29 protein-coding genes are annotated in these 26,722 nt (G+C 62.0%); 14 read left to right on the top strand and 15 right to left on the bottom strand.

What is annotated here, in order from left to right; genetic code table 11:
• Positions 1–104 precede the first annotated feature (104 nt).
• From ACQKP1_RS01255 to ACQKP1_RS01245, 3 genes are read left to right on the top strand one after another with little or no spacing between them, the layout of a single operon-like run.
• Positions 105–1,124 carry an ABC transporter substrate-binding protein gene (locus ACQKP1_RS01255; protein WP_427273901.1) on the top strand — a complete coding sequence of 340 codons (1,020 nt, stop codon included), beginning with the start codon at positions 105–107 and terminating at the stop codon, positions 1,122–1,124.
• Positions 1,121–2,158, top strand: coding sequence for a FecCD family ABC transporter permease (locus ACQKP1_RS01250; protein ID WP_427273900.1), 1,038 nt, complete (start codon positions 1,121–1,123; stop codon positions 2,156–2,158). The genes ACQKP1_RS01255 and ACQKP1_RS01250 overlap by 4 nt, the downstream gene beginning before the upstream one ends.
• Positions 2,155–2,925 carry an ABC transporter ATP-binding protein gene (locus ACQKP1_RS01245; RefSeq protein ID WP_427273899.1) on the top strand — a complete coding sequence of 257 codons (771 nt, stop codon included), beginning with the start codon at positions 2,155–2,157 and terminating at the stop codon, positions 2,923–2,925. The genes ACQKP1_RS01250 and ACQKP1_RS01245 overlap by 4 nt, the downstream gene beginning before the upstream one ends.
• Before the next feature lie 26 nt (positions 2,926–2,951).
• Here ACQKP1_RS01245 and ACQKP1_RS01240 read toward each other — a convergent pair whose 3' ends face one another.
• The gene (locus tag ACQKP1_RS01240; protein ID WP_427276374.1) at positions 2,952–3,695 is read right to left on the bottom strand and encodes a helix-turn-helix domain-containing protein; all 744 of its coding nucleotides are present in this window, start codon (positions 3,693–3,695) and stop codon (positions 2,952–2,954) included.
• Positions 3,696–3,976: 281 nt separating this feature from the next.
• Between ACQKP1_RS01240 and ACQKP1_RS01235 the strand changes: the two genes are divergently transcribed.
• The 3 genes from ACQKP1_RS01235 to ACQKP1_RS01225 all read left to right on the top strand — a co-directional run bounded on the left by ACQKP1_RS01235 (position 3,977) and on the right by ACQKP1_RS01225 (position 6,353).
• Positions 3,977–4,891: a DMT family transporter gene (locus ACQKP1_RS01235; RefSeq protein ID WP_427273898.1), complete on the top strand. Its 915-nt coding sequence runs from the start codon at positions 3,977–3,979 to the stop codon at positions 4,889–4,891.
• A gap of 140 nt (positions 4,892–5,031) precedes the next feature.
• Entirely contained in the window at positions 5,032–6,054 is a 1,023-nt protein-coding gene (gene rsgA, locus ACQKP1_RS01230) for a ribosome small subunit-dependent GTPase A (RefSeq protein ID WP_427273897.1), read from the top strand.
• A gap of 152 nt (positions 6,055–6,206) precedes the next feature.
• Entirely contained in the window at positions 6,207–6,353 is a 147-nt protein-coding gene (locus ACQKP1_RS01225; RefSeq protein ID WP_175616834.1) for a hypothetical protein, read from the top strand.
• Between the two features lie 139 nt (positions 6,354–6,492).
• Here ACQKP1_RS01225 and pheT read toward each other — a convergent pair whose 3' ends face one another.
• From pheT to infC, 8 genes are all read right to left on the bottom strand, one after another.
• Positions 6,493–8,916 (bottom strand): phenylalanine--tRNA ligase subunit beta, encoded by a 2,424-nt coding sequence (gene pheT / locus ACQKP1_RS01220; protein ID WP_427273896.1) that lies wholly within the window; start codon positions 8,914–8,916, stop codon positions 6,493–6,495.
• Positions 8,913–9,203 carry a DUF2442 domain-containing protein gene (locus ACQKP1_RS01215; protein ID WP_112247581.1) on the bottom strand — a complete coding sequence of 97 codons (291 nt, stop codon included), beginning with the start codon at positions 9,201–9,203 and terminating at the stop codon, positions 8,913–8,915. The genes pheT and ACQKP1_RS01215 overlap by 4 nt, the downstream gene beginning before the upstream one ends.
• A gap of 84 nt (positions 9,204–9,287) precedes the next feature.
• The gene (gene pheS / locus ACQKP1_RS01210) at positions 9,288–10,373 is read right to left on the bottom strand and encodes a phenylalanine--tRNA ligase subunit alpha (RefSeq protein ID WP_427273895.1); all 1,086 of its coding nucleotides are present in this window, start codon (positions 10,371–10,373) and stop codon (positions 9,288–9,290) included.
• The gene (locus ACQKP1_RS01205; protein ID WP_427273894.1) at positions 10,366–11,238 is read right to left on the bottom strand and encodes a serine/threonine protein phosphatase; all 873 of its coding nucleotides are present in this window, start codon (positions 11,236–11,238) and stop codon (positions 10,366–10,368) included. Before ACQKP1_RS01205 ends, pheS begins: the two co-directional genes overlap by 8 nt.
• Before the next feature lie 98 nt (positions 11,239–11,336).
• Positions 11,337–11,741 (bottom strand): 50S ribosomal protein L20, encoded by a 405-nt coding sequence (gene rplT, locus ACQKP1_RS01200; protein WP_006725066.1) that lies wholly within the window; start codon positions 11,739–11,741, stop codon positions 11,337–11,339.
• 37 nt (positions 11,742–11,778) lie between these two features.
• Entirely contained in the window at positions 11,779–11,982 is a 204-nt protein-coding gene (gene rpmI, locus ACQKP1_RS01195; protein WP_054151415.1) for a 50S ribosomal protein L35, read from the bottom strand.
• A 180-nt stretch (positions 11,983–12,162) separates the two neighbouring features.
• Positions 12,163–12,378 carry a hypothetical protein gene (locus ACQKP1_RS01190; protein WP_427273893.1) on the bottom strand — a complete coding sequence of 72 codons (216 nt, stop codon included), beginning with the start codon at positions 12,376–12,378 and terminating at the stop codon, positions 12,163–12,165.
• Positions 12,379–12,693: 315 nt separating this feature from the next.
• A complete protein-coding gene (gene infC / locus ACQKP1_RS01185; RefSeq protein ID WP_040299623.1) occupies positions 12,694–13,230 on the bottom strand; it encodes a translation initiation factor IF-3 in 537 nt (178 codons plus the stop codon).
• A 177-nt stretch (positions 13,231–13,407) separates the two neighbouring features.
• Between infC and ACQKP1_RS01180 the strand changes: the two genes are divergently transcribed.
• A complete protein-coding gene (locus ACQKP1_RS01180) occupies positions 13,408–14,202 on the top strand; it encodes an alpha/beta hydrolase (RefSeq protein WP_427273892.1) in 795 nt (264 codons plus the stop codon).
• Between the two features lie 174 nt (positions 14,203–14,376).
• The gene (locus ACQKP1_RS01175; RefSeq protein WP_203019184.1) at positions 14,377–14,994 is read left to right on the top strand and encodes a transglutaminase-like cysteine peptidase; all 618 of its coding nucleotides are present in this window, start codon (positions 14,377–14,379) and stop codon (positions 14,992–14,994) included.
• A 6-nt stretch (positions 14,995–15,000) separates the two neighbouring features.
• On the opposite strand, the gene ACQKP1_RS01170 is transcribed toward ACQKP1_RS01175, so the two are convergent.
• Together ACQKP1_RS01170 and mbfA are read right to left on the bottom strand one after the other, a co-directional pair.
• A complete protein-coding gene (locus ACQKP1_RS01170) occupies positions 15,001–16,182 on the bottom strand; it encodes an MFS transporter (RefSeq protein WP_427273891.1) in 1,182 nt (393 codons plus the stop codon).
• A gap of 83 nt (positions 16,183–16,265) precedes the next feature.
• Positions 16,266–17,249: an iron exporter MbfA gene (gene mbfA / locus ACQKP1_RS01165; RefSeq protein ID WP_427273890.1), complete on the bottom strand. Its 984-nt coding sequence runs from the start codon at positions 17,247–17,249 to the stop codon at positions 16,266–16,268.
• A gap of 129 nt (positions 17,250–17,378) precedes the next feature.
• Here mbfA and ACQKP1_RS01160 point away from each other — a divergent pair, with 129 nt between their 5' ends.
• The 3 genes from ACQKP1_RS01160 to ACQKP1_RS01150 all read left to right on the top strand — a co-directional run bounded on the left by ACQKP1_RS01160 (position 17,379) and on the right by ACQKP1_RS01150 (position 20,922).
• Positions 17,379–17,849, top strand: a complete 471-nt coding sequence (locus ACQKP1_RS01160) for a group III truncated hemoglobin (RefSeq protein ID WP_427273889.1) — start codon at positions 17,379–17,381, stop codon at positions 17,847–17,849.
• Positions 17,850–18,006: 157 nt separating this feature from the next.
• Entirely contained in the window at positions 18,007–19,104 is a 1,098-nt protein-coding gene (locus ACQKP1_RS01155) for a TRAP transporter substrate-binding protein (RefSeq protein WP_427273888.1), read from the top strand.
• Positions 19,105–19,224: 120 nt separating this feature from the next.
• The gene (locus ACQKP1_RS01150) at positions 19,225–20,922 is read left to right on the top strand and encodes an alpha/beta hydrolase (RefSeq protein WP_427273887.1); all 1,698 of its coding nucleotides are present in this window, start codon (positions 19,225–19,227) and stop codon (positions 20,920–20,922) included.
• A gap of 7 nt (positions 20,923–20,929) precedes the next feature.
• On the opposite strand, the gene ACQKP1_RS01145 is transcribed toward ACQKP1_RS01150, so the two are convergent.
• From ACQKP1_RS01145 to ACQKP1_RS01130, 4 genes are all read right to left on the bottom strand, one after another.
• Positions 20,930–21,958, bottom strand: coding sequence for a histone deacetylase family protein (locus ACQKP1_RS01145; RefSeq protein ID WP_427273886.1), 1,029 nt, complete (start codon positions 21,956–21,958; stop codon positions 20,930–20,932).
• 137 nt (positions 21,959–22,095) lie between these two features.
• Positions 22,096–22,437 (bottom strand): hypothetical protein, encoded by a 342-nt coding sequence (locus ACQKP1_RS01140; protein WP_427276373.1) that lies wholly within the window; start codon positions 22,435–22,437, stop codon positions 22,096–22,098.
• Positions 22,438–22,585: 148 nt separating this feature from the next.
• Positions 22,586–23,116 carry an N-acetyltransferase family protein gene (locus ACQKP1_RS01135; RefSeq protein WP_427273885.1) on the bottom strand — a complete coding sequence of 177 codons (531 nt, stop codon included), beginning with the start codon at positions 23,114–23,116 and terminating at the stop codon, positions 22,586–22,588.
• Positions 23,117–23,139: 23 nt separating this feature from the next.
• A complete protein-coding gene (locus tag ACQKP1_RS01130) occupies positions 23,140–23,715 on the bottom strand; it encodes a helix-turn-helix domain-containing protein (RefSeq protein WP_427276372.1) in 576 nt (191 codons plus the stop codon).
• Positions 23,716–23,835: 120 nt separating this feature from the next.
• Between ACQKP1_RS01130 and ACQKP1_RS01125 the strand changes: the two genes are divergently transcribed.
• The 3 genes from ACQKP1_RS01125 (at position 23,836) to tdh (ending at position 26,711) form a co-directional block, all read left to right on the top strand.
• Positions 23,836–24,399 (top strand): helix-turn-helix domain-containing protein, encoded by a 564-nt coding sequence (locus tag ACQKP1_RS01125; RefSeq protein ID WP_427273884.1) that lies wholly within the window; start codon positions 23,836–23,838, stop codon positions 24,397–24,399.
• Between the two features lie 81 nt (positions 24,400–24,480).
• A complete protein-coding gene (locus ACQKP1_RS01120; RefSeq protein WP_427273883.1) occupies positions 24,481–25,683 on the top strand; it encodes a glycine C-acetyltransferase in 1,203 nt (400 codons plus the stop codon).
• Between the two features lie 2 nt (positions 25,684–25,685).
• Positions 25,686–26,711, top strand: a complete 1,026-nt coding sequence (gene tdh / locus ACQKP1_RS01115; protein ID WP_427273882.1) for an L-threonine 3-dehydrogenase — start codon at positions 25,686–25,688, stop codon at positions 26,709–26,711.
• Positions 26,712–26,722 lie beyond the last annotated feature (11 nt).

Here is a 26,722-nt window from a genome sequence, read left to right as displayed (position 1 = left end):
GCCAGGATCTTGACGCTGGCCATGCAATAACCTGAGTTTTTGTATCTTGTTTGCAAATGCGTTTGGCAGTAGGTGGCTGCCATCGTGTTTTGCAGGATCCTCCCATGACCAAATTCTCTTCCGCACTTCTTGCTGCCGGCGTCGCTGCCCTCGGCTTTCTGGCGACGTCCGCCTCGGCGGCAACGCAATATCCGCTGACAATCCAGAATTGTGGCGTCGACGTCACCTTCGCCAAGGCGCCGGAGCGGGCAATCGGCCTTGGCCAGAACAGCGCGGAAATCATGCTGCTGCTCGGCCTCGAAGACAAGATGGCGGGCACGGCCTTCTGGCCCAGCAAGGTGCTGCCGGAACTGGCCGAGGCCAATGCCAAGGTGAAGCTGCTCACCGTGGAGTTCCCGACCTTTGAAGCCATCCTTTCGGAAAACCCCGACTTCGTGGCCGCTGCCCTGCCGAGCCTGATTGGACCTGACAGCAAGGTCGCCAAGCGCGACGACTTCACCAAGCTTGATATCCCGACCTATCTTTCACCGAGCACCTGCCTGGAGAAGAAGGACGATACCGATCTCTACGGCGCCCGCGACAAGCTCTGGAGCATGGACAGCCTCTATCAGGAGATCGACGAGCTCTCGCAAATCTTCGACGTTGCCGATCGCGGCCAGGCGTTGATCGCCGATTTCAAGGCCCGCGAGGCGGCTCTTCGCGCCTCCGTGCCGGCCTCGGACGAGAAGCTTTCCTATGTCTTCTGGTTCTCCAGCCCGTCGCCATCTGCCGACGCCTATCTCGGCGGCAAGAACGGTGCGTCCGGCTATATCGCTGACGTGCTTGGCGGCGTGAACGCAATCGATACGGAAGCCGAGTGGCCGGCGGTGGGATGGGAGAGCATCATCGCCTCCAACCCCTCCGTCATCGTCGTTGCGAGCCTCGACCGCAACCGCTGGGACCTCGACAAGCCGGAAGCCAAGATCGCCTTCCTGACCTCTGACCCCGCAACCAGCCAGATGCCGGCCGTCAAGAACAATGCCATTGTCGTCATGGACGGCCAGGCAATGAACCCGACGATCCGCACCATCTACGGCGCCGAACAGGTTGCCGAGCAGCTGAAGGCACGCGGTCTGATCAAGTGACACAGTCGGCAGGTACAGCGCAGGTGTTTCGCGTTTCAGCACTCGTCGCGCTGGCGCTGACTGCCGTCGTCTTCGTGGTGGCTTTGAGTGTCGGGATCGGTGATCTGCCGATCCCGATCACCACCACTTTCCTTGCGATCTCCAACAAGCTCGGCTGGACGACAGCCGAGCTCAATCGCATTCATGAAGCCGTGATCTGGGACTACCGGCTAAGCCGGGCGCTGGTCGCTGCCTTCTGCGGTGCGGGGCTGGCAATCTCGGGCGCCATCATGCAGTCGCTGCTGCGCAATCCGCTGGCCGAACCCTATGTGCTCGGCATTTCGGCGGGTGCGTCCACGGGGGCTGTCGGCATCGTCATCCTCGGCTTCGGCTCGGGCGCCGTGTCGCTTTCGGCCGGCGCTTTCGCCGGGGCCTTTGCCGCTTTCCTCTTCGTCGCGCTCCTCTCCAACGGCACGCGGGGCGGGGCCGACCGCACGATCCTCGCCGGCGTCGCCGCATCCCAGCTTTTCAACGCCGCCACGTCTTATATCGTCACCACCGCCGGCAATGCCCAGCAGGCGCGTGATGTGATGTTCTGGCTGCTCGGCAGTTTCGGCGGCGTGCGCTGGCCGGAATTCGCTCTCGTCTCCGTGGTCGTCGGGTTCGGACTGATCGCCTGCCTCGCCTATTCCCGCATCCTCGACGCCTTCGCCTTCGGCGACGAGGCCGCCGCCGCACTCGGCGTGAATGTCGGCCGCGCCCGGCTTGCCCTCTTCTGTCTGACCGCACTTCTGACGGCGACGATCGTCAGCATGGTCGGCTCGATCGGTTTCGTCGGTCTCGTCATCCCGCATGCCGCCCGCTTCCTGGTTGGGCCGCTGCATATCCGCCTGCTTCCGACCTGCGCCATCGGTGGCGCCATCTTCATGGTGCTGGCCGACATCGCCTCGCGTGTCCTGGTGCCACAACAGGTGCTGCCGATCGGGGTTGTGACCGCGCTCGTCGGCGTGCCGGTCTTCTCGATCATCCTCTATCGTTTCCAGCGTCCGACATGAGCATCACGGCCGACACCATCACCTGGAAAATCGGGTCGAAGACCATTCTCGACCAGGTGAGCTTTGCCACGCGCCCCGGCGAGATGCTCGGCCTGCTCGGCCCCAATGGCTCCGGCAAGACATCTCTGCTGCGACTGCTCGCCGGCTTGAAGCGTCCCCATTCGGGCAGCATCAGCCTCGAGGGACGCGATATCCAATCGATCGCCCGCAAGACGATCGCCCAGCGCGTGGCCTTCGTCGAGCAGCATGCGACGACCAATGCCAACCTGAAGGTCGCCGACGTCGTCAAGCTCGGTCGCTTTCCGCATCGCTCGATGTTCTCCGCCTGGACTGCAGAAGACCAGACGGCCGTCGAGCAGGCGCTGGAGCGGGCCGGCATGGTGGCAAAGCGGGACCATAGCTGGCAGAGCCTCTCCGGCGGCGAACGGCAGCGGGCGCATATAGCCCGGGCCTTGGCGCAAGCCCCGAAGGAAATCATCCTCGACGAGCCGACCAACCATCTCGACGTACAACACCAGATCGCACTTCTGTCGCTGATCTCGGATCTGCCGGTCACCAGCGTGATCGCCCTGCACGATCTCAATCATGCGGCGATGTTCTGCGATCGGCTGATGGTGCTGAAGGAAGGCCGGGTCGTCGCCTGCGGCACGCCGGAGGAGGTGCTGACGAAACAGCTGCTGCGCGATGTCTTCTCGATCGACGCCCATGTCGAGCCATCGGCGCATCATGGTCGGCCGCTGATCCAGTTCACCCGCGCCGCCCGCTAGGGCAAAGCGAAAGCGCCGCGCCTCGCTCAGCCGCTGATCGCGCGGCGATATGCCGATGGCGTCGTGCCGGTGACTGCCTTGAACATCCGGGTCAGATGGCTCTGGCTGCTGAAACCGCAAGCTGAGGCGATCTGGGCGATCGGCTCGCTGCCTTCCAGCATGCGCCGGGCGCGGTCGACGCGGCGGTGGAGGATGAAGTCATGCGGGGAGACACCGCAACTCAAGCGAAACATCCGTTGCAGGTGGAATTCGCTCAAGTCCGCAAGCTTCGCCAGATCCTTCAGCGTAATCGTCTGATCGAGGCTCGCCTCGATATGCTCGACAAGGCGGCGCCGCAGCACGGGCGCCAGACCGCCACGCAGCACCGGACGCCGTTCGCCGCCATAACGCGGATCGGCAAAGAGCTGCTCGACCGCCGAGGTGATCGCCTGTTCGGCGAGCAGCCGGTTGCCGCCCTGCGTGGCAGCGGCCAGATGCACCAGCGCCTCCGCAAGTTTCGGCGCCTCGTCGAAGGTCGCCTCAGGCAGAAGCATCAGCCGGGCATCGCGGTCGAAGGTCTCCGAGAATAAGCGGCGCAGCTCGTCGTCGGCGACATAGAGATGCACGAATTCGAAGTTGTCGGTGATCTCCCATTCCGAAGAGGCCCCCTGCGGCATGATGCAGAGCGCGCCCGGCCAGCCGGCAATGCTGCCGGCATCGAGCCGCCGCGTGCCGTCGCCGCCGCGCAGGTAACAGCTGAAAGTGTGGCCGTCGGTTCGCTCATAGCGCATGCGGTCATGGCTGTTGCGCCAGATCGCACTTCCCCTGCCCTCGCCGAGGTCAAGCGTCTCCCCACGCTCGGCACGGGACGAGGCGGACAGGGAGCCGAAAACGGTGGCAGTGTGCAGCATGGAGCACCTTCAAGAGATCGCCTCGCATTCTAGCGCGGTTTGTGCGCTGCGCCATCGGCAATCGGGCCTCATTGGCCGACACGCCGAAGATCACCGCAAGATCGTGCAAGAATGGATGGCGCCTGCGGCGTTACGTGCCTGTCGAAAGCGAGGCACATCCCATGACCAATGTTATTCTCTTCTCGTCGACCGTGCTGATCTGGGGCACAACCTGGATCGCGATCGCGCTGCAGATCGGGCCGGTGCCCGTACTGGTCTCGGTCTTCTATCGCTTCGCTCTTGCCGCCCTCGTGCTTGTGGGCGCGCTGGCCCTCACAGGTCGCCTTAAGGTGCCGACGCTCAAGCAGCAGCCCTTCATACTCGTCCAGGCGCTATCGCTATTCTGCTGCAACTTCCTCTGCTTCTATCATGCGGCAAGCTATGTGCCCTCGGGGCTGATCTCCGTCGTCTTCTCGCTCGCCACCGTTTACAACGCCGTCAATGCCAGGATCTTCTTCGGCGATGTGATAAAGCCGCGCACACTGGTCGCAGCCGGCTTCGGCGCCACCGGGCTCGCGCTGCTCTTCGGGCCTGAGATCTTCATCGCCGTCAATCCGGACAGCTGGAAGGGTATCGGCCTTTCGGCGCTCGGCACGCTGTTCTTTTCCTTCGGCAATATGGCCTCCCGCCGCAACAGTGCTGAAGGCATCGCGCCTGTCACCGCCAATGCCTGGGGCATGAGCTATGGCGCGATCGCACTTCTTTTCCTGATCGGCTTGACCGGCACGCCCATCGTGCTGCCACCGGACCAGACCTATCTCGCCGCCCTCGTTTATCTCTCCGTCATCGGCTCGGTCGTCGGCTTCACCACCTATCTGATGCTGGTCTCGCGCATCGGCTCGCAGAAGGCCGCCTATGCCACTGTGCTCTTTCCCGTCGTCGCCCTGACGCTGTCGAGCCTCTACGAGGACTATCACTTCACGCCGCTGGCGATGGTGGGCCTCGCACTGACGCTCGCCGGCAATGCGGTGATGTTTGCCCGGCTGCCGCGCCGACAACCCGTCACCGCCGCCGAGCCGGTGGAACTCAAGGTCTGATCGCGTATCCGGCACCTGCGACGGATGGCACGGACGATTTCTAGCGTCAGCGACAACTTTCTGCGTTAAGAGAAGCGTCGATCTCTGATCCCAACGCTGAAAGTCTCCATGGCTCCACGTCCTGCCCCAGGGTTTCGCCCTTGACCGCCCTCAACAACACCGCCGCGCTCGCGCGGCTCGGCTTCAACGCCTTTTTTGCCGAGCAGGTGACGGCCGAGGAGAGTGACCTCATAGTGCGCCGCATCTCTTCGGTACATCGCGACCGCCTGGAGGCGATCGACAGCACCGGGCCGGTGGAGATCGAGCTTCCGCCGAACAGCAATACGGCTGATTTTGCCGTGGGCGACTGGGTTCTCGCCGCACCCTATACAGGTCTGCTGGTACGCCGCCTGGATCGCCAGACGGTGCTGCAACGACGCACCGAAGGCGCCTTCGGTCAGCAACTGGCCGCCGCCAATGTCGATACGCTGTTCATCGTCACCTCCTGCAATGCCGATTTCAACGCCGCGCGGCTGGAACGCTATCTTGTCATGGCCAATGAGGCGGGAACACGTCCGGTGATCGTGCTGACCAAGGCCGACACGGTCGACGACCCATCCGTCTATGCCGACGAGGCCCAGAGGCTGCAGCGCGATCTGCCCGTCGTCATCGTCAATGCGCGTTCGCCTGAAGCCATCACCCCCCTGATGCCCTGGTGTGGTCCCGGCCAGACGGTGGCGCTCGTCGGGTCATCCGGCGTCGGCAAGTCGACACTGGTCAATACGCTCGCCGGTCACGGCACTGAAACGGCTCAGAAGACCGGCTCGATCCGCGAGCATGATGCCAAGGGGCGGCACACGACGACCGCCCGATCCCTGCATTCCATGGCGAGTGGCGGCTGGGTGATCGATACGCCCGGCATTCGCACGCTCTATGTCAGCGACATCACCGATGGCATCGACACGCTGTTTGCCGAGATCACCGAGCTTGCGCCACTCTGCAAGTTCCGCGATTGCAGCCATTCGCATGAGAAGGGTTGCGCCGTGCAGGCGGCGATCAAGGAGGGCACGCTCGATCCTGCCCGTCTCGACCGCTGGCGGCAGCTGCAGGCGGAAAACCGCGACCGCACGCCCGTCTATTCCGGGCCGAAGGGCAACAAGACGCTGCGCAAGAAGAAGTATTGAGCTTTCTGCCGCAAATCCCTACATAGGGATCATAGGCGACGCCCTTCGCACGCGTCGCATCCGCTCGCCACATGCGAGCTCTTCTTCCCCGTTTACAGCGACATTCCAGGCTCCGGCATCCTGCCGGGGCATTTCCAGAATTGGAGACCAGCATGGCAGACGAAAACACCAAGGGCTATGAGCCCATTCCCTTTGCCAAGAAGCATCGCATCTCGGTCGAAGACGCCAAGGCGATCCTTGCCAAGCACGGCGACGACCGCAAGTCCGCCGACAAGGAAGGTCGTCGCGTCAGCCTTTGAGGTTTGATGGTGAAGCCCGACCTTCCTGATGGTCCATGACCATTGGATTCAAATCAAAAAGCCCTTTCCCTGACATGCAGGGAAAGGGCTTTTTCTTTGTCTTTCGCCAAGCGGACCAAGTCAGTCCGCCACCAAAACATCAGGCGCGCAGCGTGCCACCCGTCGACTTCTCGACATTGCCGACGATCTTCTTCGTCAGCGCGTCGAAATCCTCGTCGGTCAGCGTCTTGTCGGCCGGCTGGATCAGCACTTCAATCGCCACCGACTTCTTGCCTTCTCCGACGGATGCGCCTTCGAAGATGTCGAAGACGTTGACGCCCGAGATCAGCTTGCGGTCGGCACTTGTCGCTGCCTTGATGATCGCGCCGGCTTCGACAGCCTTTTCGACGACGAAGGCGAAGTCGCGCTTCACCATCTGGAAGGGCGAAAGCTCGAGCGCCGGCTTGGTGCGGGTCGCCTTCTTCTTCGGCTCCGGCAGGGCGTCGACATAGATTTCGAAGCCGCACAGCGTGCCTGAGACGTCGAGCGCCTCCAGCGTCTTCGGATGGAATTCACCGAAGGTGCCGAGGATGACCTTGGGGCCAGCCTTGATCGTGCCGGAACGGCCCGGGTGGTACCATTCGGGGCCACCCTGCTCGATCTGCACATTGCCAACCGGAATACCGCAGGCTTCGAGCACGGCCAGCGCATCGGCCTTGGCGTCGAAGACGTCGACCGCCTTGCCGCCGCCCTTGGCCCCATTCGACCACATGCGGCCAGCCCCGGCGATCGAGGCCGTGCCACGCCGCACGCCACCGGCGACGCGACGCTGGGTGTCGGGCGTGTCGCCCTCATAGGTGCCGGAGACTTCGAAGATCGCCACATCGCCATAGCCGCGGTCGGCATTGCGCTGGGCAGCTGTTAAGAGACCCGGCAGCAGCGAAGGCCGCATGTCCGACATGTCTGACGCAATCGGGTTGACGAGCTTCAGCTTGTCGCTGCCGCCGCCGAAGAGCGCGGCGTGTTCGGCCGGAATGAAGGACCAAGTGACGGCTTCCAGCATGCCGCGCGAGGCGAGCGCCCGGCGCGCCGTGCGGGTACGGATCTGCAGCGTGGTCAAGATCTTGGCATTGACCGAACCGGTCGGGGGCAGCGGTTCCGGCTTTATGTTGTCGACGCCGTGTACGCGCATGACTTCTTCGACGAGATCTGCCTTGCCATCGACGTCAGGACGCCAGGACGGGACCGAGACCTTGGCGGATGTCTCGTCGCCCGACAGGATCTCGAAGCCGAGGGCTGTCAGGATCTCGCGGGACTCCTCGTTGGAAACGGTGAGACCGGTGAGGCGCTTCACTTCCGCATAGGGGAAGTCGACGACCTTCTTCTCATGGCCCTTGTAGCCGACGACCTTCTTCTCGGCCGCGACACCGCCGCACATCTCGAGCACCAGCTCGGTGGTGCGCTCCAGCCCCGGGATCATGTATTCCGGGTCAACACCGCGTTCGAAGCGGTAGCGCGCATCGGTGATGATGCCATGCGCACGACCGGTCTTGGCGATGTTGATCGGGTCCCACAGTGCGGATTCGATCAGCACGTTGACGGTGTTTTCGTCGCAGCCCGAATGCTCGCCGCCCATGATACCGCCGATGGATTCCGGACCATTATCATCAGCGATGACGACGTTGTTCGGGTTCAGCTTGTAGGTGCGCGTGTCGAGCGCGAGGATCTCCTCGCCCTCCTTCGCGCGACGGACAACCAGTGCCCCCTTGACCTTGTCGGCGTCGAAGACATGCATCGGACGACCCTGGTCGAAGGTCATGTAGTTGGTGACGTCAACGAGCGCCGAGATCGGACGAAGCCCGATCGACAGCAGACGCTGCTGCATCCATTTCGGGCTCGGGCCGTTCGTCACGCCGCGCACGAGGCGATAGGCAAAGCCCGGGCACAGATGGTCTTCGAGCTCGAGTTTCACCTCGACCGGGGTCTCACCCTCGACCTTGAAGGCAGGCACCTTCGGCGCCTTGAGCTTGCCAAGGCCGGAGGCTGCGAGATCGCGGGCGATGCCGAAGACCGACGTGCAGTCCGGGCGGTTCGGCGTCAGGTTGATCTCGATGACCGGATCGTCGAGGCCGGCGTAAGAGGCGAAAGATGTACCGACAGGCGCATCCTCGGGCAGGTCGATGATGCCATTGTGGTCATCGGAGATATTGAGCTCCTTTTCGGAGCACATCATGCCATGACTTTCGACGCCACGGATCTTGCCGACGGAGAGCGTCACGTCGATGCCCGGCACATAGGTGCCCGGACGCGCAAGTGCGCCGATCATGCCAGCGCGGGCATTCGGAGCGCCACAGACGATCTGCACCGGCTTGCCGTCACCGGCATCGACCGAGAGCACCTTCAGGCGATCGGCCTCGGGATGCTTTTCCGCCGTCAGGATCTTGGCAATGACGAAGGGCTTGTAGGCCGCCTTGTCATCGACATCCTCGACCTCAAGGCCGATGGCCGTCAGCCGCTCGCAGATTTCCTCAAGCGAGGCCTCGGTTTCCAGGTGATCCTTCAGCCAGGAGAGTGTGAATTTCATTGTCTCGTTCCCATCTGCATCTTGCCCGAAGCGTCCAGCGGTCGCGCGCCTGACGCCTGTCTTCCGAGGAGCATGCTGACCACCGTCACATCGAGATCGATATCGGGCCAGTGAATGCTCGACGGCATGAATTCCACGTTGTTCCGCTCCACCGGCATCGCCTCCTGCAGGGGCGGGTACCACCAGACCGGGACGCTGACGATACGACCGTCCGTCAGTTCCACATGCAGCAAGTCGTCATCGCAAAGCAGATCGACCGGCCGCATGTTGTCGAGATGTTCAATCACGTCACATTTGCCTTCATTCACAAGGATGGGGCAGCCTCCAACTGCCCCTCCATCTGGCCGTCATGGCGGCCAGTCATTCGCAGATCAGCTGCTCAAACCACCAAACAGGGTCGGCACGTCGAGCGGGCGGAAGCCGTAATGACTCATCCAGCGGACATCGGCGTTGAAGAAGTCGCGCAGGTCCGGCATGCCGTATTTCAGCATGGCGATGCGGTCGAGGCCCATGCCCCAGGCAAAGCCCTGGTACTCGTCCGGATCGAGGCCACCGGCGCGCAGCACGTTCGGGTGGACCATGCCGCAGCCGAGGATTTCCATCCAGTCCTTGCCTTCGCCGAATTTGACGATCGGGCCCGAGGAACGGTCACACTGAATGTCGACCTCGAAGCTCGGCTCGGTGAAGGGGAAGAAGGACGGGCGGAAGCGCATGGTGACGCTGTCGACCTCGAAGAAGGCCTTGCAGAACTCTTCGAGGATCCAGCGCATGTTGGCGACATTGGCCGTCTTGTCGATGACGAGGCCTTCGACCTGATGGAACATCGGCGAATGGGTGGCGTCACTGTCCTGGCGATAGGTCTTGCCGGGAATGACGATGCGGATCGGCGGCTTCTGCGCTTCCATGGTGCGGATCTGCACCGGCGAGGTGTGCGTGCGCAGCACCTTGCGCTCACCGTTCTCATCCGGCTGGAGGAAGAAGGTGTCGTGCATCTCGCGGGCCGGATGGCCTTCCGGGAAGTTCAGCGCCGTGAAGTTGTAATAGTCGGTCTCGATATCGGGACCTTCGGCGATCGAGAAGCCCATGTCGGCGAAGATCGCGGTGATCTCGTCGACGATCTGGCTGATCGGATGGATGCGGCCGCGTTCGGCCGGCGAGGAGCGCACGGGCAGCGACACATCCAGCTTCTCGGCCTTGAGACGCGCGTTGATCGCCGCATCCTTCAGCGCCGTCTTGCGGGTCGCGATTTCCTCGGTGATCTCGTTCTTCAGCGCATTGATCGCGGCACCCCGCGTCTGGCGCTCTTCGGGGCTCATCGTGCCGAGCGTCTTCAGGAGTTCGGAGACCGACCCCTTCTTGCCCATGGCCGCCACACGCACCGCCTCGATCGCCTGCTCGTCGCCGGCTGCGGCGATCTCGGCAAGCAGCTGTGCCTTCAAAACGTCTAGTTCAACCATCTTGTCCTGCCTTGGCGGTGTTCGGGCTATCCGCCCTGTCGAGCGGGGCCTGCATCAGAAATTCCGTAGCCATGATGAAGCGTCGCAGATCACTACCCATGTGCACGCGGCCGATCAACCGGGCGAGCGGCAAAATTCGACCGGCGACCGAGGCCAAAGCCCGCAATTCCCGGCGCGCGGCTATCGGAGCATGGCGAAGCCAGGCGTCGAGTGCGGCCGGGCAGGTCACGTGAGGGGACGCGGCAAAGGATGTAACGACGAGAAAATAGAGCAGCACGTCCCGGGCCTGCGCCGTTTCCAGCGGCATGACGGAGGCGGGATCTTCCTCGAAGTCCATGAACCCGACAGCGTCGTCCGCCAGGAAGAAGTCGCGAACATGCGGCCTGCCGTGACTGAGCCCCGAGGCATGCACCCGACCGAGCGCTTCGGCGCCCTTGACCAGAAATGCGTCATGGGCAGCGGCGTCGGCGCGCACCCGTCGCATGTGTTCGGCAATCGTCGGTCCTGCATCTGCCATGACCATCGCCGTCGCCGAGGCATAGACAAGCCGGGGCACCGGAAATCCGGCCTTGCCGAAGGCGCGCAATCGCTCGATTTCGCGGGCCTGCATCGCCTCGGGCGCCAATTGCGGCGAGGGCCGGAGAAACGGCAGGCGGAAAAGAGCGGCAGCCAGCCCCTGCAGGGCAACGAACACCGGCATGACCTTGCCGCCCTGACGCTTTATCCAGAGACGGCGACGCGGCAGGTCAAGGCGCTGCACCCGACCGTCGCTTTCGACGAGCGCCCGCACGATTTCCGCAATTTCATCGTCCTGGAGATCCCGTTCACCCATTGGCGCACCGGATCTCTCTGCCAGAGAGGCCATATGCATTCCTCGCCGCCGTTACGGCAAAACGAAAACCCGCGCCGGACGTCCAGCGCGGGTTTCCCAATCCATAGTCAAAAAAGTCTGGGAAGCGCTGGTTACTTGACCGCGCTTTCAAACTCGTTGGCGGTGCCTGCGTCCTTGAGGTAGGCAAGTGCCTTCTTGGAAGCTTCGACGAGCTTCGCGAATGCTGCCGGCTCATGGATGGCGAGATCGGAGAGGACCTTGCGGTCGACTTCGATGCCAGCCTTGTTCAGGCCGTCGATGAAGCGGCCGTAGGTCAGGCCGAATTCGCGGACAGCAGCGTTGATACGCTGGATCCACAGAGCGCGGAAGTTGCGCTTGTTGTTCTTGCGGTCGCGGTAAGCAAACTGCTTCGAACGATCAACGGCAGCCTTTGCTGCGCGGATCGTGTTCTTGCGGCGGCCGTAGAAGCCCTTGGCCTGCTTGAATACCTTGTTGTGCTTGGCGCGGGAAGTTACGCCACGTTTTACGCGTGCCATGTCATGATCTCCTTAATTGTCCAACAGCGATCGGGTCTCAGAGACCGTTCGGCAGGTAGTTCTTGATGACCTTCTTGCCATCCGGTTCAGCCAGAACCATCGTGCCGCGGGCATCGCGAATGAACTTGTTGGAACGCTTGATCATGCCGTGGCGCTTGCCAGCAGCGGCGGCGAGAACCTTGCCGGTCGCCGTGATCTTGAACCGCTTTTTGGCGGCAGACTTCGTCTTCATCTTGGGCATTTTGCTACTCCATTGTTCTTGTATCGAAACAGGCTGACGAATGCCCGTTTTCAAGCATAAAGAACGGCCACGGCATGCCCTGCCGGACCGTTCGGACGCGCGCTTATAACCGCAGACCCGAAAAAGCGCAACGGGTGGCGGCAGGAATCTTCCGTTCATGGCCCGCCGGCAAAAGCAACCTTACCCTTCGCCCCCGGTTACACCCCGCGAAAAGACGATCGCACCGCCATAAGCGGTGAGAATATCGGAGGTGATCGCCAGCCCGAGCCCGGGAACCTTGCCTTCAACCAGATGAATGCCACGGGCGGCAACCTCCGCAAGGGCCGCCTCTGCGACACCCGGACGGTCATCTTCAACATCAAGCCGGATGTGTCTGGCGGCGCGCTCGACGGCCACGACGATTCAGCCTGGGCAAAGTGCTGGCGTTGCCGAGCACATTGCCGAGGGCTTCTGCGAGACCGGCGGCATGGATCAGAGTAAATGCTGCCAGTGTCGTGATCGAGACCAGCAAGGTCCGGCGCAGAAAATCGGGGCATCTGGAATCCCTCGAGCTTCGCAATCGCTTTCGATGGAGGGATCACGCATCAATGCCCCTGACAGAGCGGCCGCTGTGAAGATCAGCGTTCTGTCAGACAAGGAGCCGGCAAAAACCACGCATGAAAAAAGCCGCCCCGTAAGGCGGCTTCATCCGGTCCTGCCATGCGGCAGCACTCAACGCGGCGAGAGCACCATCATCATCTGGCGGCCTTCGAGCTTTGGCTCGGCTTCCACCTTGGCGATTGTCGCGGTGTCTTCTTTGACCTGAAGCAGGAGCTTCATGCCGAGTTCCTGGTGGGCCATTTCGCGGCCACGGAACTTCAGGGTCACCTTGACCTTGTCGCCCTCTTCGAAGAAGCGGTTCATCGCCTTCATCTTCACCTCATAGTCATGAGTGTCGATGTTCGGGCGCATCTTGATTTCTTTGACCTCGACGATCTTCTGCTTCTTGCGCGCTTCGGCCGCCTTCTTCTGGTTGGCGTATTTCAGCTTGCCCAGGTCGAGGATCTTGCAGACCGGAGGCTCGGCATTCGGCGAAATCTCGACCAGATCCAGTCCGGCCTCTTCAGCCATGCGCAACGCCTGATCCGTCGCGATGACTCCGAGGTTCTCGCCCTCTTCGTTGATCAGCTGGACTTTCGGAATGCGGATTTCACGGTTGGAGCGCGGCCCGTCCTTTACGGGGGCATCGGTCTTGAACGGTCTGCGAATGGTCGTATTCTCCTCAAAACATTTCGGAATGTCGCAGCGTAAACCCGCGCGCATCCGCGTCAAAGGGCTATGTGATATCTGCAACGGCAGTGTCAATAGCATGCTTGCGAAAGAAAATCACCTGTTGTCGCTCACTTCCTGGATGTGTTTTACAGCATTCGACAAAAGGAGCACGCGATGACCGACACAGCCAACATCCTCAGACAGACGACATTGACCGTCGGCTCCGGTGACGCAGCCCGCGACATCGCGGTCATCACCCGCATGGGAACCGGGACGGACCGGCCGGCCCTTGTCTGGCTCGGGGGCTACCGCTCCGATATGGCCGGCACCAAGGCAATCGAAATGGATGCTCTCGCCCGGGATCAGGGGCTCACCGCCATCCGCTTCGACTATTCCGGCCACGGGGTATCCGGCGGCGATTTCCGGAAGGGCACCATTTCGCGCTGGACCGAGGAAGCGCTAGCCGTTCTCGCCTCGTCGGGCGTCCAGAAGGTCGTGCTGATCGGCTCGTCCATGGGTGGATGGATTGCACTTCGCGTCATTGAGGAGGCACGGCGCCTCGGCCTGCCCTTCGCGGTGAACGGCCTCGTCTTGATCGCGCCGGCACCCGACTTCACATCGGAGCTCATCGAGCCCGGCCTGACTGCGGCAGAGCGGCAATCCCTGGCCGAGCGTGGCTACTTCGAAGAACCATCCGAGTACAGTCCGGAGCCCAACATCTTCACCCGCGCCCTGATGGAAGACGGGGCTAAGAACCGGGTGCTGACCGGGCTCATCGAAACCGGTTGCCCCGTCCATATCCTACAGGGCATGAAGGACCCGGATGTGCCATATCAGCACGCCCTGAAGCTGATGGAATTCCTGCCGCTCGACGACGTGGTGCTGACGCTGATTCGCGATGGCGACCACCGGCTTTCCCGCCCAGAAGACATCGCCAAGATGAAATCGGCGATACTTTCAATGATCTGAGTATTTCGATCCTTATATTTTCTCTCGATCTTGGGAACCGATTCTCATTTCGGCTGTTGGAACTGTCGCATTTTAACCATACCGGATGAATTGCGCGGGAGAGAGCCTGCCGCGCCGTTGACTCACGTCCTCATGCAATCTTAACCTTTTGTTAAGGATACAGGGGACGTGTTCATGACGAACGGCTCGCGCGCCATCAAGGCGCTGATCATTGCAGTTGCGGTGCTCGCACCTGCCCATGCGGGTCTTTCGGCACCGCAGACATTGCGATCGATGATCACCGGCGCCGTGACATCCCAGCCCATCGGCCATTACGAATTCTGCAAGGCCCTGCCCGATGAGTGCAGCATCCGGACCCGCCCGACACTTCCGCCGAAGGTGACTGACCATGGCTGGACAGTCATTCGCGACATCAATGCCAGCGTCAACCACGCCATCGTCCCCATGACGGATATGGAGATCTACGGCCGCGAGGAAGTCTGGGCCTATCCGGTCGATCTCGGCGATTGCGAGGATTTCGTGCTGTTGAAGCGCAAGAAGCTGATGGAAGCCGGATTCAATGCGGCCGATCTCCTGATCACCGTGGTGCGCAAGCCGGATGGCGAAGGTCATGCGGTGCTGACGGTCCGCACCCAGTCGGGCGACTTCGTGCTCGACAACCTCAACGACGACGTCAAGCTCTGGACCGAAACGCGTTATGCCTTTCTCAAGCGCCAGTCTTCGACCGACACCGGCCGCTGGGTCACCATCGAGAACGGCACCTCCGACGTTCTGGTCGGCGCGCTGCAGTAAAGTCGGTCAGCTTCGTCTCTCGCGCGTCAGCGCGAGGGTCGCGATCACGGCAAGGCAGGCCATGCCGGCCAATGCTGCCAGGGCTGCATTGGTCCCGACCATCTCGTTCAGCCAGATCACGGACACAGGGGCAATCGCCGAGGCGATGATGCGGGCGGACGCGAGCATGCCCATGGTCCGGCCATAGCCCGCAGCGCCGAAGTAGTGCAGCGGCAAGACGCCCCGCACGATCGAGGTCAGCCCCTGCCCTGCCCCGTAGAAGATTGCAAAGGCGATGGCAAAGGCCGCCATCGGCTGGACCAGTGCGCCGGCAAGAATGGCAAGGCTCAGCGCCATGGCCAATGCGGCGATGATTGCGGTCAGCGGCGGCGAGAAAAGGTTGCGTCTGACATATTCGATCAGTCTGGCAGCCACCTGGCTCGGCCCAATCAGGCTTCCGGCAAGCGTTGCCATCGCCGTGGCATAGCCGAGGTCGTGCATCAGGACGAGAAGTGTCGACCCCACCGCCGACATGACGAAACCTCCGGCGGCAAAGGCCGTCGCCATGAGGATCATCCGGCGTTTGCGCTCGCCGTCGAGAACACGCTCACCGGTCGATTGCTCTTCGCGGACGGTCGCCTCCGGCGCGACCATCCGTGCCCTCGGCAGGGCCAGATGGATCGGCAGCGCGATCAGGAGGTTCATTGCGGCCATCACCAGGTAGATGTCGCGCCAAGTCATGACGGTGAGCAGCCACTGCAGCAGCGGCCAGAAGACGGTGGAGGCAAAGCCCGCGATCAGCGTCACCAGCGTGATATGGGCCCGCGCCTCGCGGCCATGGCTCTGGGCAAGAGCCGCGAAGCCCGCGTCATATTGCACCGCAAGCGCGATGAATTCGGCGACAAGCGTGATCGCCGCGAATTGCCAGGCGTTCTGCATCACCGAAAACAGCGCGAGCGAAAGTGCTGCCGCAACGGAACCGAGACAAAGGATGAGGCGTGCGCCGTATCGATCGACCAGGCGCCCGAGCACAGGGGCTGCCACCGCGCCCGCCAGCAGCCCGAAAGAAAAGACGCCGAAGACGAAGCTCTGGCCCCAGCCGAATTCGCGGGCGATCTCTGGCGCCAGCACGGAGAAGGAATAATAGAGCGTACCGTAACCGATGGTCATGGTGACGCCCAGACCGATGGTCGCGGGAGAGGCTTTCATGGATGCGCCGTTAATGCGATTCGATGATGGCCAGATGACAGCCTCCCCTCGCGGCCCGTCAAGGCGTCATCGCCGCATATCGGTCACCCGTGCCCGATCAGGACACCGGCGGCCAGCACCAGCGAGCCGCCGAGCACCACCTGCATGGCTGCGCGCCAGAACGGCGTCTCCATGTAGCGGTTCTGGATGAAGGCGATTGCCCAGAGCTCGAAGAAGACGATGACGATGGCGGTGATCGTCGCGGTCCAGAAATGCGGGATGAGATAGGGCAATGCGTGGCCGAGACCGCCGATCGTGGTCATGATGCCGGAGGCAAGGCCACGCTTGAGCGGCGAGCCGCGGCCCGAGAGCTTGCCGTCGTCATGGGCGGCTTCAGTGAAGCCCATCGAAATGCCCGCACCGACCGAGGCGGACAGGCCGATCAGGAAGGTCGACCAAGTGTCGCCGGTCGCAAAGGCGGCCGCAAAGATCGGCGCCAGCGTCGAGACCGAGCCATCCATCAGGCCTGCGAGGCCGGGCTGGACATAGGTCAGAATGAACTGACGCTTCTTGGTTTCATCTTCCGTCTCGCGTGCATCCTCCGGCAAGTGCCGGTCGCCGAGCATGGTCGCGATCTCTTCATGACCCTGTTCGGCCATGGCGAGATCGCCGAGTAGCTTGCGAATGCCGGCGTCGGAGGTGTGCTGGGCGGCCTCCTGATAGAAACGATAGGCACCCTCCTCCATGCGCATCGCTTCTTCGCGGATCTGGTCTAGCGTCAGGTTCTTCCTGAGCCAGTCCGGTTTACGATCATAGAAGCCGAGCACATGTTCGCGCCTGATCAACGGGATGCGCTCACCGAAACGGTCCCGGTGCATCTCGATCAGCATGTTGCGGTGGGTATGCTCCACCTCGGCCATGTCCTCGAAGACCTTGGCAGATTGTGGATAGGCCGCCCGCAACTGGTCGGCATAGGCGAGGTAGATGCGGGCATCGTCCTCCTCGGAGGAAATGGCAAGCGCCAGGATCTCCTGTTCGGAGAGTGTGTCGAAGGGGCGCTTGCCGCCCTTCTGGAAAAGACTGAACATGACGATTATCACCTAGCTTAGAATAATTCTAAACTTAGGTCATAGGAGGCCTTGTATCAAGATGCCGCATAGGCCATTTGCACGGCAGGGTGCATCAGGTACCTGAAGCCCAAGAACGAGACGAAACCGATGACGATGGAACTGACGGGCCGCGCCGCCCACCGCGCTGAAATCACGGCTCGTGCCCAGACCGACATGGCGGCCATGGGTGTCGATGCGGCATTTATCGACCTGATGGTGGAGACGTTCTACGGGCATATCCGCCAGCATCCCACGCTCGGCCCTGTTTTCGACGGGCGGCTAGCCGGACGCTGGCCGGACCATATGGTCAAGATGAAGGCATTCTGGAGTTCTATCGCCTTCAAGACAGGCGCCTATGGCGGCAAACCGGTCATGGCCCATCAGGGCGTCGACGGCATGGCGGAAGGGCTCTTCCATCAATGGCTGCACCTCTTTTCCGACACGCTCGTCGAGATCGGCGCTTCGGAAGACGCGCATGGCTGGTTCATGACAAGTGCCGAACGCATTGCCAAGAGCCTTGTCCTGTCCCTCTTCTACAATCCGGCCTTCGACGACCCGCGGATGCGCAACCCGTCCTGACAGTTCCTTGCGCGGAACACCGCCTGCGCGAAAGAATAGGCAAATTTGGTCGGGTTGCCGGACAATTTCGTGAGCTTTTGATCTTGCACTGACCGTCATGCCCGACTAGACCCACCGCGGGAGCTGGAGGAGTGCGTATCATCAGAGGCAAGAGATCATGAACCGCCGTCAATTTTTCAAGCAGGCCAGTGTCGCCGGCATCGGTGCCGCCGCGCTTGCCGCACCCGCGATCGCCCAAGAAAATCCGAAGATCACCTGGCGCCTCGCCTCGTCCTTCCCGAAGAGCCTCGACATCATCTTCGGGGCCGCCACCGACATCGCTGAAAGCGTCTCGAAGGCCACCGACGGGCAGTTCGAAATCCAGGTCTTCGCTGCCGGCGAAATCGTGCCGCCGCTGCAGGTGGCTGATGCCGTGACCGCCGATACCGTCGAGATGGGCCATACCTGCTGCTACTACTACATCGGCAAGGATCCGGCCTTTGCGCTCGGCACCGCCATCCCCTTCGGTCTCAATGCCCGCATGACCAATTCGTGGTTCACCGCCGGCGGCGGCAACGAGCTGCTCAACGAGTTCCTCGTCAGCCACAAGATCTATGCGCTTCCAGCCGGCAATACCGGCGCCCAGATGGGCGGTTGGTACCGCAAGGAAATCAAGACGATCGACGACCTCAAGGGTCTGAAAATGCGCATCGCGGGTCTTGCCGGCGAGATCATGGCCAAGGTCGGCGTCACGCCGCAGCAGATCGCCGGCTCGGACGTCTATCCGGCGCTCGAAAAGGGCACGATCGACGCCACCGAATTTGTCGGCCCCTATGACGACCTGAAGCTCGGCTTCTACAAGGTCGCGCCTTACTACTATTACCCGGCCTGGTGGGAAGGCGGCCCGACCGTGCATGCCTTCTTCAACCTCGACAAGTTCAATGGACTGCCGGAAAACTACAAGCGCATCCTGACGGACGCCTGCGCTGCGGCAAACGCCCGGATGCTCGCCCGCTACGACGCCTCGAACGCAGCAGCCCTTCGCGAACTGGTGGCCGGCGGCGCACAGCTGCGCGCCTTCTCGTCGGATATCCTCGACACCTGCCACAAGGCCGCGAAGGAAACCTATGCGGATCTCTCGGGCAAGAACGAGTGGTTCAAGAAGCTCTTCGACAGCCAGCAGGCGTTCAAGCAGGACGCCTATCTCTGGGCTCAGATCGCCGAATACAGCTTCGATACCTACCAGATGATCCAGCAGCGCCAGGGCACGCTCTGATCAAGGCATCATCGTTCGACAACGACAAACCCGGCTTCCAGGCCGGGTTTGTTTGCTTTTGCCGCAGGGTAACGTCATGCCCTTCAAATGGCAGGACAAAACGACTAAGCTCGCGGCAGAATGGAACAGGAGCCGCAACGGCTCCAACTGCATGAAGCGGGAGACAGTGCACTGTCGGTCATTATCAAGGTCTTGATCGGCAAGCTTTCTCTGCCGGGCGTGGTTCTCGCGATCGCCTTCTTCTGTGCATCGCTAACACCCAGCCTCATGCCACGCGAGGCCGTGGTGCAGGGGTCCCTCTCCGGACTTGCTGCCGCCGTCGGCTATCTGTTCGGCGTTCTCCTGAGTTCTCTTTGGCGGTTTTTCGAATTGCCAGAGGCAAGCCTGCGCCGGGACAAGGTGCTTTTCTGGATTTCCGCGTTTGGTGTGTCCGCAATGGCCGTGGCGCTCTGGCGCTCCGCGGTCTGGCAGGAATCGGCGCGTGTGCTCTGGCAGATGCCCCCTCTCGACGTGTCATATCTTGAAGCGGTGCTGGTGGCCGCAGCCCTATTCTTCGGCCTGCTATGGATCGGCCGCCTGTTCATGATGCTGTTCCGGAGGCTGGCGGCACGCATGGCCACCATCTTCCCGGCACGCTTCGCCACCGCGATCGGCTTCGTCATCGCCGCCTTCATCTTCTGGTCGATCGGCGAAAACGTGGTTCTGCGCGGCGCAATCCGGCTCGCCGATTCCTCCTTTCAGCAATTGGACGACCTGATGGAGGACGAATTCGCCGCGCCGACGTCCTCGGCAAAAACCGGCGGACCGGGTTCGCGTCTCGAGTGGCATGGTCTGGGCCGTCAGGGTCGTCACTACATCGCGTCCGGCCCGACGCGCGAAGATATAGAGAGCTTCTGGGGTGAGCCGGCGCTGGAGCCGATCCGCGTCTATGCGGGCCTCAACAATGGAGAGAACATCGAGGCGCGTGTCGCACTCGCGCTCGAGGAACTGATCCGGCAGGGCGGTTTCGAACGCTCGACGCTGGTGATCAAGGCTCCCACCGGGACCGGCTGGATCGACCCTGCGGCGGCAGATACGCTCGATGTTCTGCTGCGCGGCGATGTCGCAAGCGTCGCCCTGCAATATTCGTATCTCAGCAGCTGGCTCTCGCTGCTGGTCGAGCCGGAATATGGCTCGGAGTCGGCAAAGGCGCTGTTTCGCGCCGTCTATCGTCACTGGAAGCAATTGCCGCCAGATGAACGCCCCCGGCTGGTGCTCTATGGCCTGAGCCTTGGAGCCCTCAACTCGCAGAGCTCAGTCGACCTTCTCGAAATCGTCGCCGATCCGTTCTATGGCGCATTGTGGGTCGGACCGCCGTTCCAGAGCCGGATGTGGAGCGAACTCACCGCGGCTCGGGAGGCGGACTCGCCTGCCTGGCTGCCCCGCTACGGCGACGGCTCGATCGTGCGCTTCACCAACCAGCAGTCCGACCTCAATTCAACTTATGCCGAATGGGAAGCGCTGCGGATCGTCTACCTGCAATATGCCAGCGATCCCGTGGTCTTCTTCGAGACTCGTTCGGCCTATCGCGCGCCTGCCTGGCTTTCGGGCACACGTGGTCCGGATGTCTCTCCCGAACTCACCTGGTATCCCGTGCTCACCATGCTGCAACTGCTGTTCGACATGATGATCGCCACGACAAGCCCGGTCGGTTACGGGCATGTCTATGCTCCGCAGCATCATATCGATCCCTGGATCGCCGTGACCGGAATTGAAATCAATCCGGCCGACGTGGCGCAGCTGAAGCGCCACTTCACCGAAGTCGCGAAGACCTATTGAGGCGCCTTCAGCCTTCCAGCCCTTTGAGCACATTGGCGACGTTGAGGCCGATTTCCGGCACACCGTAACCGCCTTCCATGAGGGTCAGGACGGGCACGCCGTTTGCCGCGATCATTTCGCCCATGCGGATATAATCAGGGCTCTTCAGCTTGAAGAAGCTGATCGGGTCCTTTTCGAAAGTGTCGACGCCGAGCGAAACGACGATCGCTTCCGCGCCATAGGCCTTGATCTTCTTCAGACTGTCTTCGAGGGCTGCGGACCAGATCTCGAAGGGCGTGCCGGAGGGCATGGGATAGTTGGCGTTCAGGCCTTCGCCGTCGCCCTCGCCCGTCTCGTCGGCATAACCGAGGAAGAAGGGGAAGGCGTCTTCCGGTTCGCCATGCAGCGAGGCGAAGAAGATGTCACCGCGGCGATAGGTGATGTCTTGGGTGCCATTGCCGTGATGGAAGTCAACGTCGAGGATCGCGACTTTCTTGGCGCCGTGGTCGATCAATCGCTGGGCGGCAACGGCGGCGTTGTTGATGAAGCAATAGCCGCCGAAGAGATCGATGCCGGCATGGTGGCCGGGCGGGCGGCAGAGCGAAAAGGCGAAGCGGTTGCCTTCGTTCAGCCAGTCGGCACCCGACAAGGCCACGTCCATCGAAGCGATGGCCGCCTCATAGGTGCCCTTGGAAATCGCGGTTTCCGCCGAATTCGTATAGTAGCCGACGGCGCCGTCGATGTTCTTCGGCACGCGACCCGTCTGGCTGCGGCGGCAGGGGAAGGAGGTGGCGATCGCCTCGCCCTCGAAGCCATGCGCCTGCCAGCGGTCCCAGCAGGTGCGCAGGAATTCGAGATAGCCGGCGTCATGCACCTTGAGCGCCGTTTCGAGCCCATGTTCGGCCGGCGCGCGGACATCGGTGAAGCCCGCTTCCTTGACGCCCGCAAGCACCCATTCAGCGCGGAACGGCCCCTCGAAGGGTTTCACCAGCAGGCCGCCGTGCAGTTCGGTCTTGGCGTCTCGCAGCTTGTGCTTTTCGGAATAGAATACGCGCATGTCTGTTGTTTTCCCTCTGGTCGTTTTGAGAGAAAGCTAGCCTCGTCACAGCCTCAGCCACAAGTGCAAAGGGGGTGATTTTCCTGGTCAACCGACCAAAAAATCACCCCCGCCCCTCGGCCCCCGCCGAACGGAACTTATTCCGTCAGATTGATCTGCTCGGTCTCGCCACCGGTGCAGGTGTAGCAGCAGTTTTCGCAATTCTCGGCATTCTCAGGACCGACGCCCCAATAGCTCTGCTTGTCGCCCGAAATCCAGGCGCCGTAGCAGATCGTCTCGCCTTCTTCGCAAGACAACGGGATTTCCTTGGTCTCGCCGTCATCGAGATAAAAGACCTGATCGTCGCCCGGCCAGACATGGTCGCGATCCTGGCTGTAGAGTTCGACCTCAACGGCATTCGGATGATCGTTGCGCATGACAAAAGTCACGTCTGCTGCCAGTGCCGGTGCAGCCACGGCGACAGCCAGCGCCAAACCCATCCATCTCAAAGTTGCTTTTGCAACCATTTGAAGCCCATCCCCCCGGAAATTTGGAATGGACGGACGATAAGCAGATGCGTCGACCGCTGAAAAGGGCGAAGATCAGACGTTTTTTGGGCCAATTCCCATGAACTTGAAGGCGATGCGATCAGGCCACAGTTTTCCAGAAGATGACGGTATCGCAATAGCGGCCATCGGGGAAAAGCGCGTAGTTCGGGATGACGCCGGACCGCTGCCAGCCGAGCTTTTCATAGAGGCCTTCCGCAAGCTCGCCGGCTGCCGTGTCGAGAACCAGGAGCCAGCGTCCGGCACTCGCTGCACCTGCCTCGGCAGTGGCCATCAAGGCCTTGGACAGGCCGAGGCCGCGTGCGTCGCGATGCACCAGAAGCTTCATCAGGTCGCCCCGATGCGGCTGGTTGGGTTTGGAAGCAAAGCCGACCTGAACCGTGCCGACCAGTCTGTCGCCGATAAAGGCGCCATAGAGCAGAACCTCGCCACGCCCGACTGCCTCTGCCACGCCCTGCCAGAAAGCTTCCCCGTCCTTCGGCGAGAACGGCGACATGAAGCCGAGCGAGGCACCGCCTTCTATGCAATCTGCCAGCGTCTCGCAGAGATCAGGCAAGGCAGCGAGCGCATCGGATTTCGAGAGCAGGCGGATTTCGGTCGTCGTGTCAGTCATGGCAGTCCTGGGGTCTTTGATGTTTAGGGGCCGAGGGAAATCACCACGGCATAGCGGGCGGGTCGATCGGTCGGGTTTCTGTAGCCGTGTACGTCGCCGACATTCATGAACAGGCAGTCGCCGGCTTCAAGCCGGTGTACCGTCTCGCCGACCATGAGTTCGATTGCGCCTTCAAAGACCCAGACATGCTGGGTCTGACTGCGGCCCGTGGGGCGGCCGGGAAAGCGCACTTCGGCACCGGCCGGAAATTCCACCTCGACGATATCCGTGCCGCTGCCCGTGCCCTGGGGCGAGACCGCACGCCGCACATATCCGCTTTCTGGATCGCGCCAGACCGGCTGGTCGGCGCGGCGTGCCAACGGCGAAGGCTCGGCCTCAGCGCTTGCGAAGAAGACCGAAAGAGAAACGCCGAGCGCCGAGCAGAGCCGTGCCAGGAGCGCTGCCGTTGGGCTTGCCTCGGATCGTTCGATGCGCGAGATCATCGCCCGGCTGACGCCGGAGAGGTCCGCCAATTGGTCCAGCGTCAGCCCCCTCTCGACGCGCAGGCGCTTGAGCCTTTCAGCGACATGTTTCTCGAAATGATCCGTTGATTCCATTATTTAAGAATTTCACGCGCAGATATTGGAGTCAAGCTTTCCTACTCACCCTCTTCCGCATCACGACACGCTTGGCGTAAAAGGGGCGGTCGGCACTCGCCGACAAACCGCAGGACATGACCGATGCAGCACACTCCAGAAATCGGCCCGGCCATCAAGCGCGAGCGCAAGGCGCGCAAGCTGACGCTCGAGCAGCTCGGCACCCTCTCAGGCGTCTCCAAGTCGATGCTGAGCCAGATTGAGCGCGGCGAAGCCAATCCGACCTTTGCGGTGCTCTGGAGCCTCACCCAGGCGATGGAAATCGAGCTCTCCGACCTCATCGGCAACGGAACCTCCGTCGCCGGGCGTGAAGAGATCGAGGTGACCTCGGTCATGCACACGCCCGTCATTCGCAGCGCCGATGGTTCCTGCCGGCTGAAGATCCTGAGCTCGCCCCGGCTCGCCGGCCAGACGGAATGGTACGAGCTCGAAATGGATCCGGGCGGCGCCCTTGTGAGCCAGCCACACTCGATCGGCGCCTTCGAACATTTCACCGCCTTTACCGACGGTTTCGAGATTTCCAGCGGCGGCAGCAAGACCCAGATTCGATCAGGCGAAACCGCCCGTTACCGGTCCGATGTTCCGCATGCGATCCGCAATGGCGGAACGAATATCGGCAAGGGCCTGTTGGTCGTGCTACACAGGTAGGCGAAAGGCAATTCCAAAATATCGATTGCCGCAGGGCAAAATTCCGATATGCTGGAATTATTCAGCATCGAGGGATTTCCCATGCAGACCGGCTTTCTCGACCACATCTCCGACATCCTCCAGGGCATCGAAGCCGATGGGCTTCTGAAGCGCGAACGCGAAATCGTCAGCCCGCAATCGGGCCGCATCCAGGTTCGTGATGCCAAAGGCACGCGCGAGATGATCAATCTCTGCGCCAACAATTATCTTGGCCTCGCCAACCATCCCGAGATCGAAAAGGCTGCCAAGGCCGCGATCGACAGCCACGGCTTCGGCATGGCCTCGGTGCGCTTCATCTGCGGCGCGCAGGACATTCACCGGGAGCTCGAGCAGGCGATTGCCCGCTATCTCGACAAGGACGACGCAATCCTGTTTGCCGCCTGCTTCGACGCCAATGGCGGCATCTTCGAGACGCTGCTCGGGCCTGAGGACGCGATCATTTCCGACTCGCTCAACCACGCCTCGATCATCGACGGCGTGCGCCTCTCCAAGGCGAAGCGCTATCGCTATGCCAATTCCGACATGAACGCGCTGGAAGACGAGCTGAAGAAGGCCATAGCCGACGGCACGCGCTTCCGGCTTGTAGTCACCGACGGCGTCTTCTCGATGGACGGCTATGTCGCCAAGCTTCCGGAGATCTGCGCGCTCGCGGAAAAATACGGCGCCATGGTGATGATCGACGAATGCCATGCCACCGGCCATCTGGGCGCCAAGGGCAAGGGCACGCCGACGCTGACCGGTGTCGGCACCCGCGTCGACATCATCACCGGCACCTTCGGCAAGACCTTGGGTGGCGCCATGGGAGGCTTCATCGCCGGCCCGAAAGCTGCGATCGACCTGCTTCGCCAGCGGGCACGGCCTTATCTCTTTTCCAACAGCCTCGCCCCCGCCGTCGCTGCCGGCTCGCTGAAGGCAATCGAGATTGCAGAAAGTGCCGACGATCTGCGCGCCAGGCTCACAGGCCATACCAAGCGCTTCCGCCAGGGCCTGACCGAGGCGGGCTTCGAGCTCTTGCCGGGCGAAACGCCGATCATCCCGGTCATGACCCACGACGCCGTACTGGCGCAAAAACTTGCCGCCGAACTCGATGCGCGCGGCGTCTATGTCGCCGGCTTCTTCTTCCCCGTCGTGCCCAAGGGCCAGGCCCGCATCCGTACCCAGATGTCGGCAGCGCTCTCCGAGGCCGATATCGACACTGCCATCGCCGCATTCATCGATGCCGGCAAGACCATCGGGATGATCTGATCATGAAGGCGCTTTCCAAGCAGAAATCCGAGGTCGGCATCTGGATGATCGACGCGCCCGTTCCCGAAATCGGGCCTGATGACGTGCTGGTCAAGATCAACAAGACCGGCATCTGCGGCACCGACGTGCACATCTACAAATGGGACGAGTGGGCGCAGAAGACGATCCCCGTGCCGATGATCACCGGCCATGAATATGCCGGCGAGATCGTTGCCGTCGGCGCCAATGTGCGCAACCTCCAGGTCGGCCAGCGCGTCTCCGGCGAGGGCCATCTCGTCGGCATGAACAGCCGCGCCTCGCGCGCCGGCAAGTATCATCTGGACCCCGAGACGAAGGGCATCGGCGTCAACGTACAGGGCACCTTTGCCGAATTCGCCAAGATCCCCGCCTTCAACATCATCCCGCTGCCCGACACGATCGACGACGAGATCGGCGCGATCCTCGATCCGCTGGGGAATGCCGTGCATACGGCGCTCGCCTTCGATCTCGTCGGCGAGGACGTGATCATCACCGGTGCCGGCCCGATCGGCATCATGGGTGCGGCCATCGCCCGCCATGTCGGCGCCCGGCACGTTGTCATCACCGACGTCAACCCGGAGCGCCTGGCGCTTGCGGCCGAAGTCGCCGATGTGCATCCGGTCAATGTGGCAAACGAAGACCTGCGCGATGTCATGTCAAAGTTGAAGATGAAGGAAGGCTTCGATGTCGGCCTTGAGATGAGCGGCTCACCGGCAGCGCTTGACCAGATGATCGACCATCTCGTCATGGGCGGCCGCATTGCGCTCCTCGGCGTCCCCGCCCGCCCCTTCCATTTCGACCTCTCCAAGGTCGTCTTCCGTATGGTGACGCTGAAGGGCATCTATGGCCGCGAGATGTTCGACACCTGGCACAAGATGCTCGCCATGCTCGAAAGCGGCCTCGACATCCGCAAGGTCATCACCCATCGGATGAAGGTGGACGACTACGCTGAAGCCTTCGAACTGGCGGCGGCTGGCAAGGCGAGCAAAATCGTGCTCGACTGGACCTGACGATCGCGCAA

This window comes from Allorhizobium sp. NPDC080224, from assembly GCF_050281005.1.
In the GTDB taxonomy this organism is placed as follows: Bacteria; Pseudomonadota; Alphaproteobacteria; order Rhizobiales; family Rhizobiaceae; genus Allorhizobium.
This window is presented reverse-complemented; position numbering and strand designations above follow the sequence as displayed.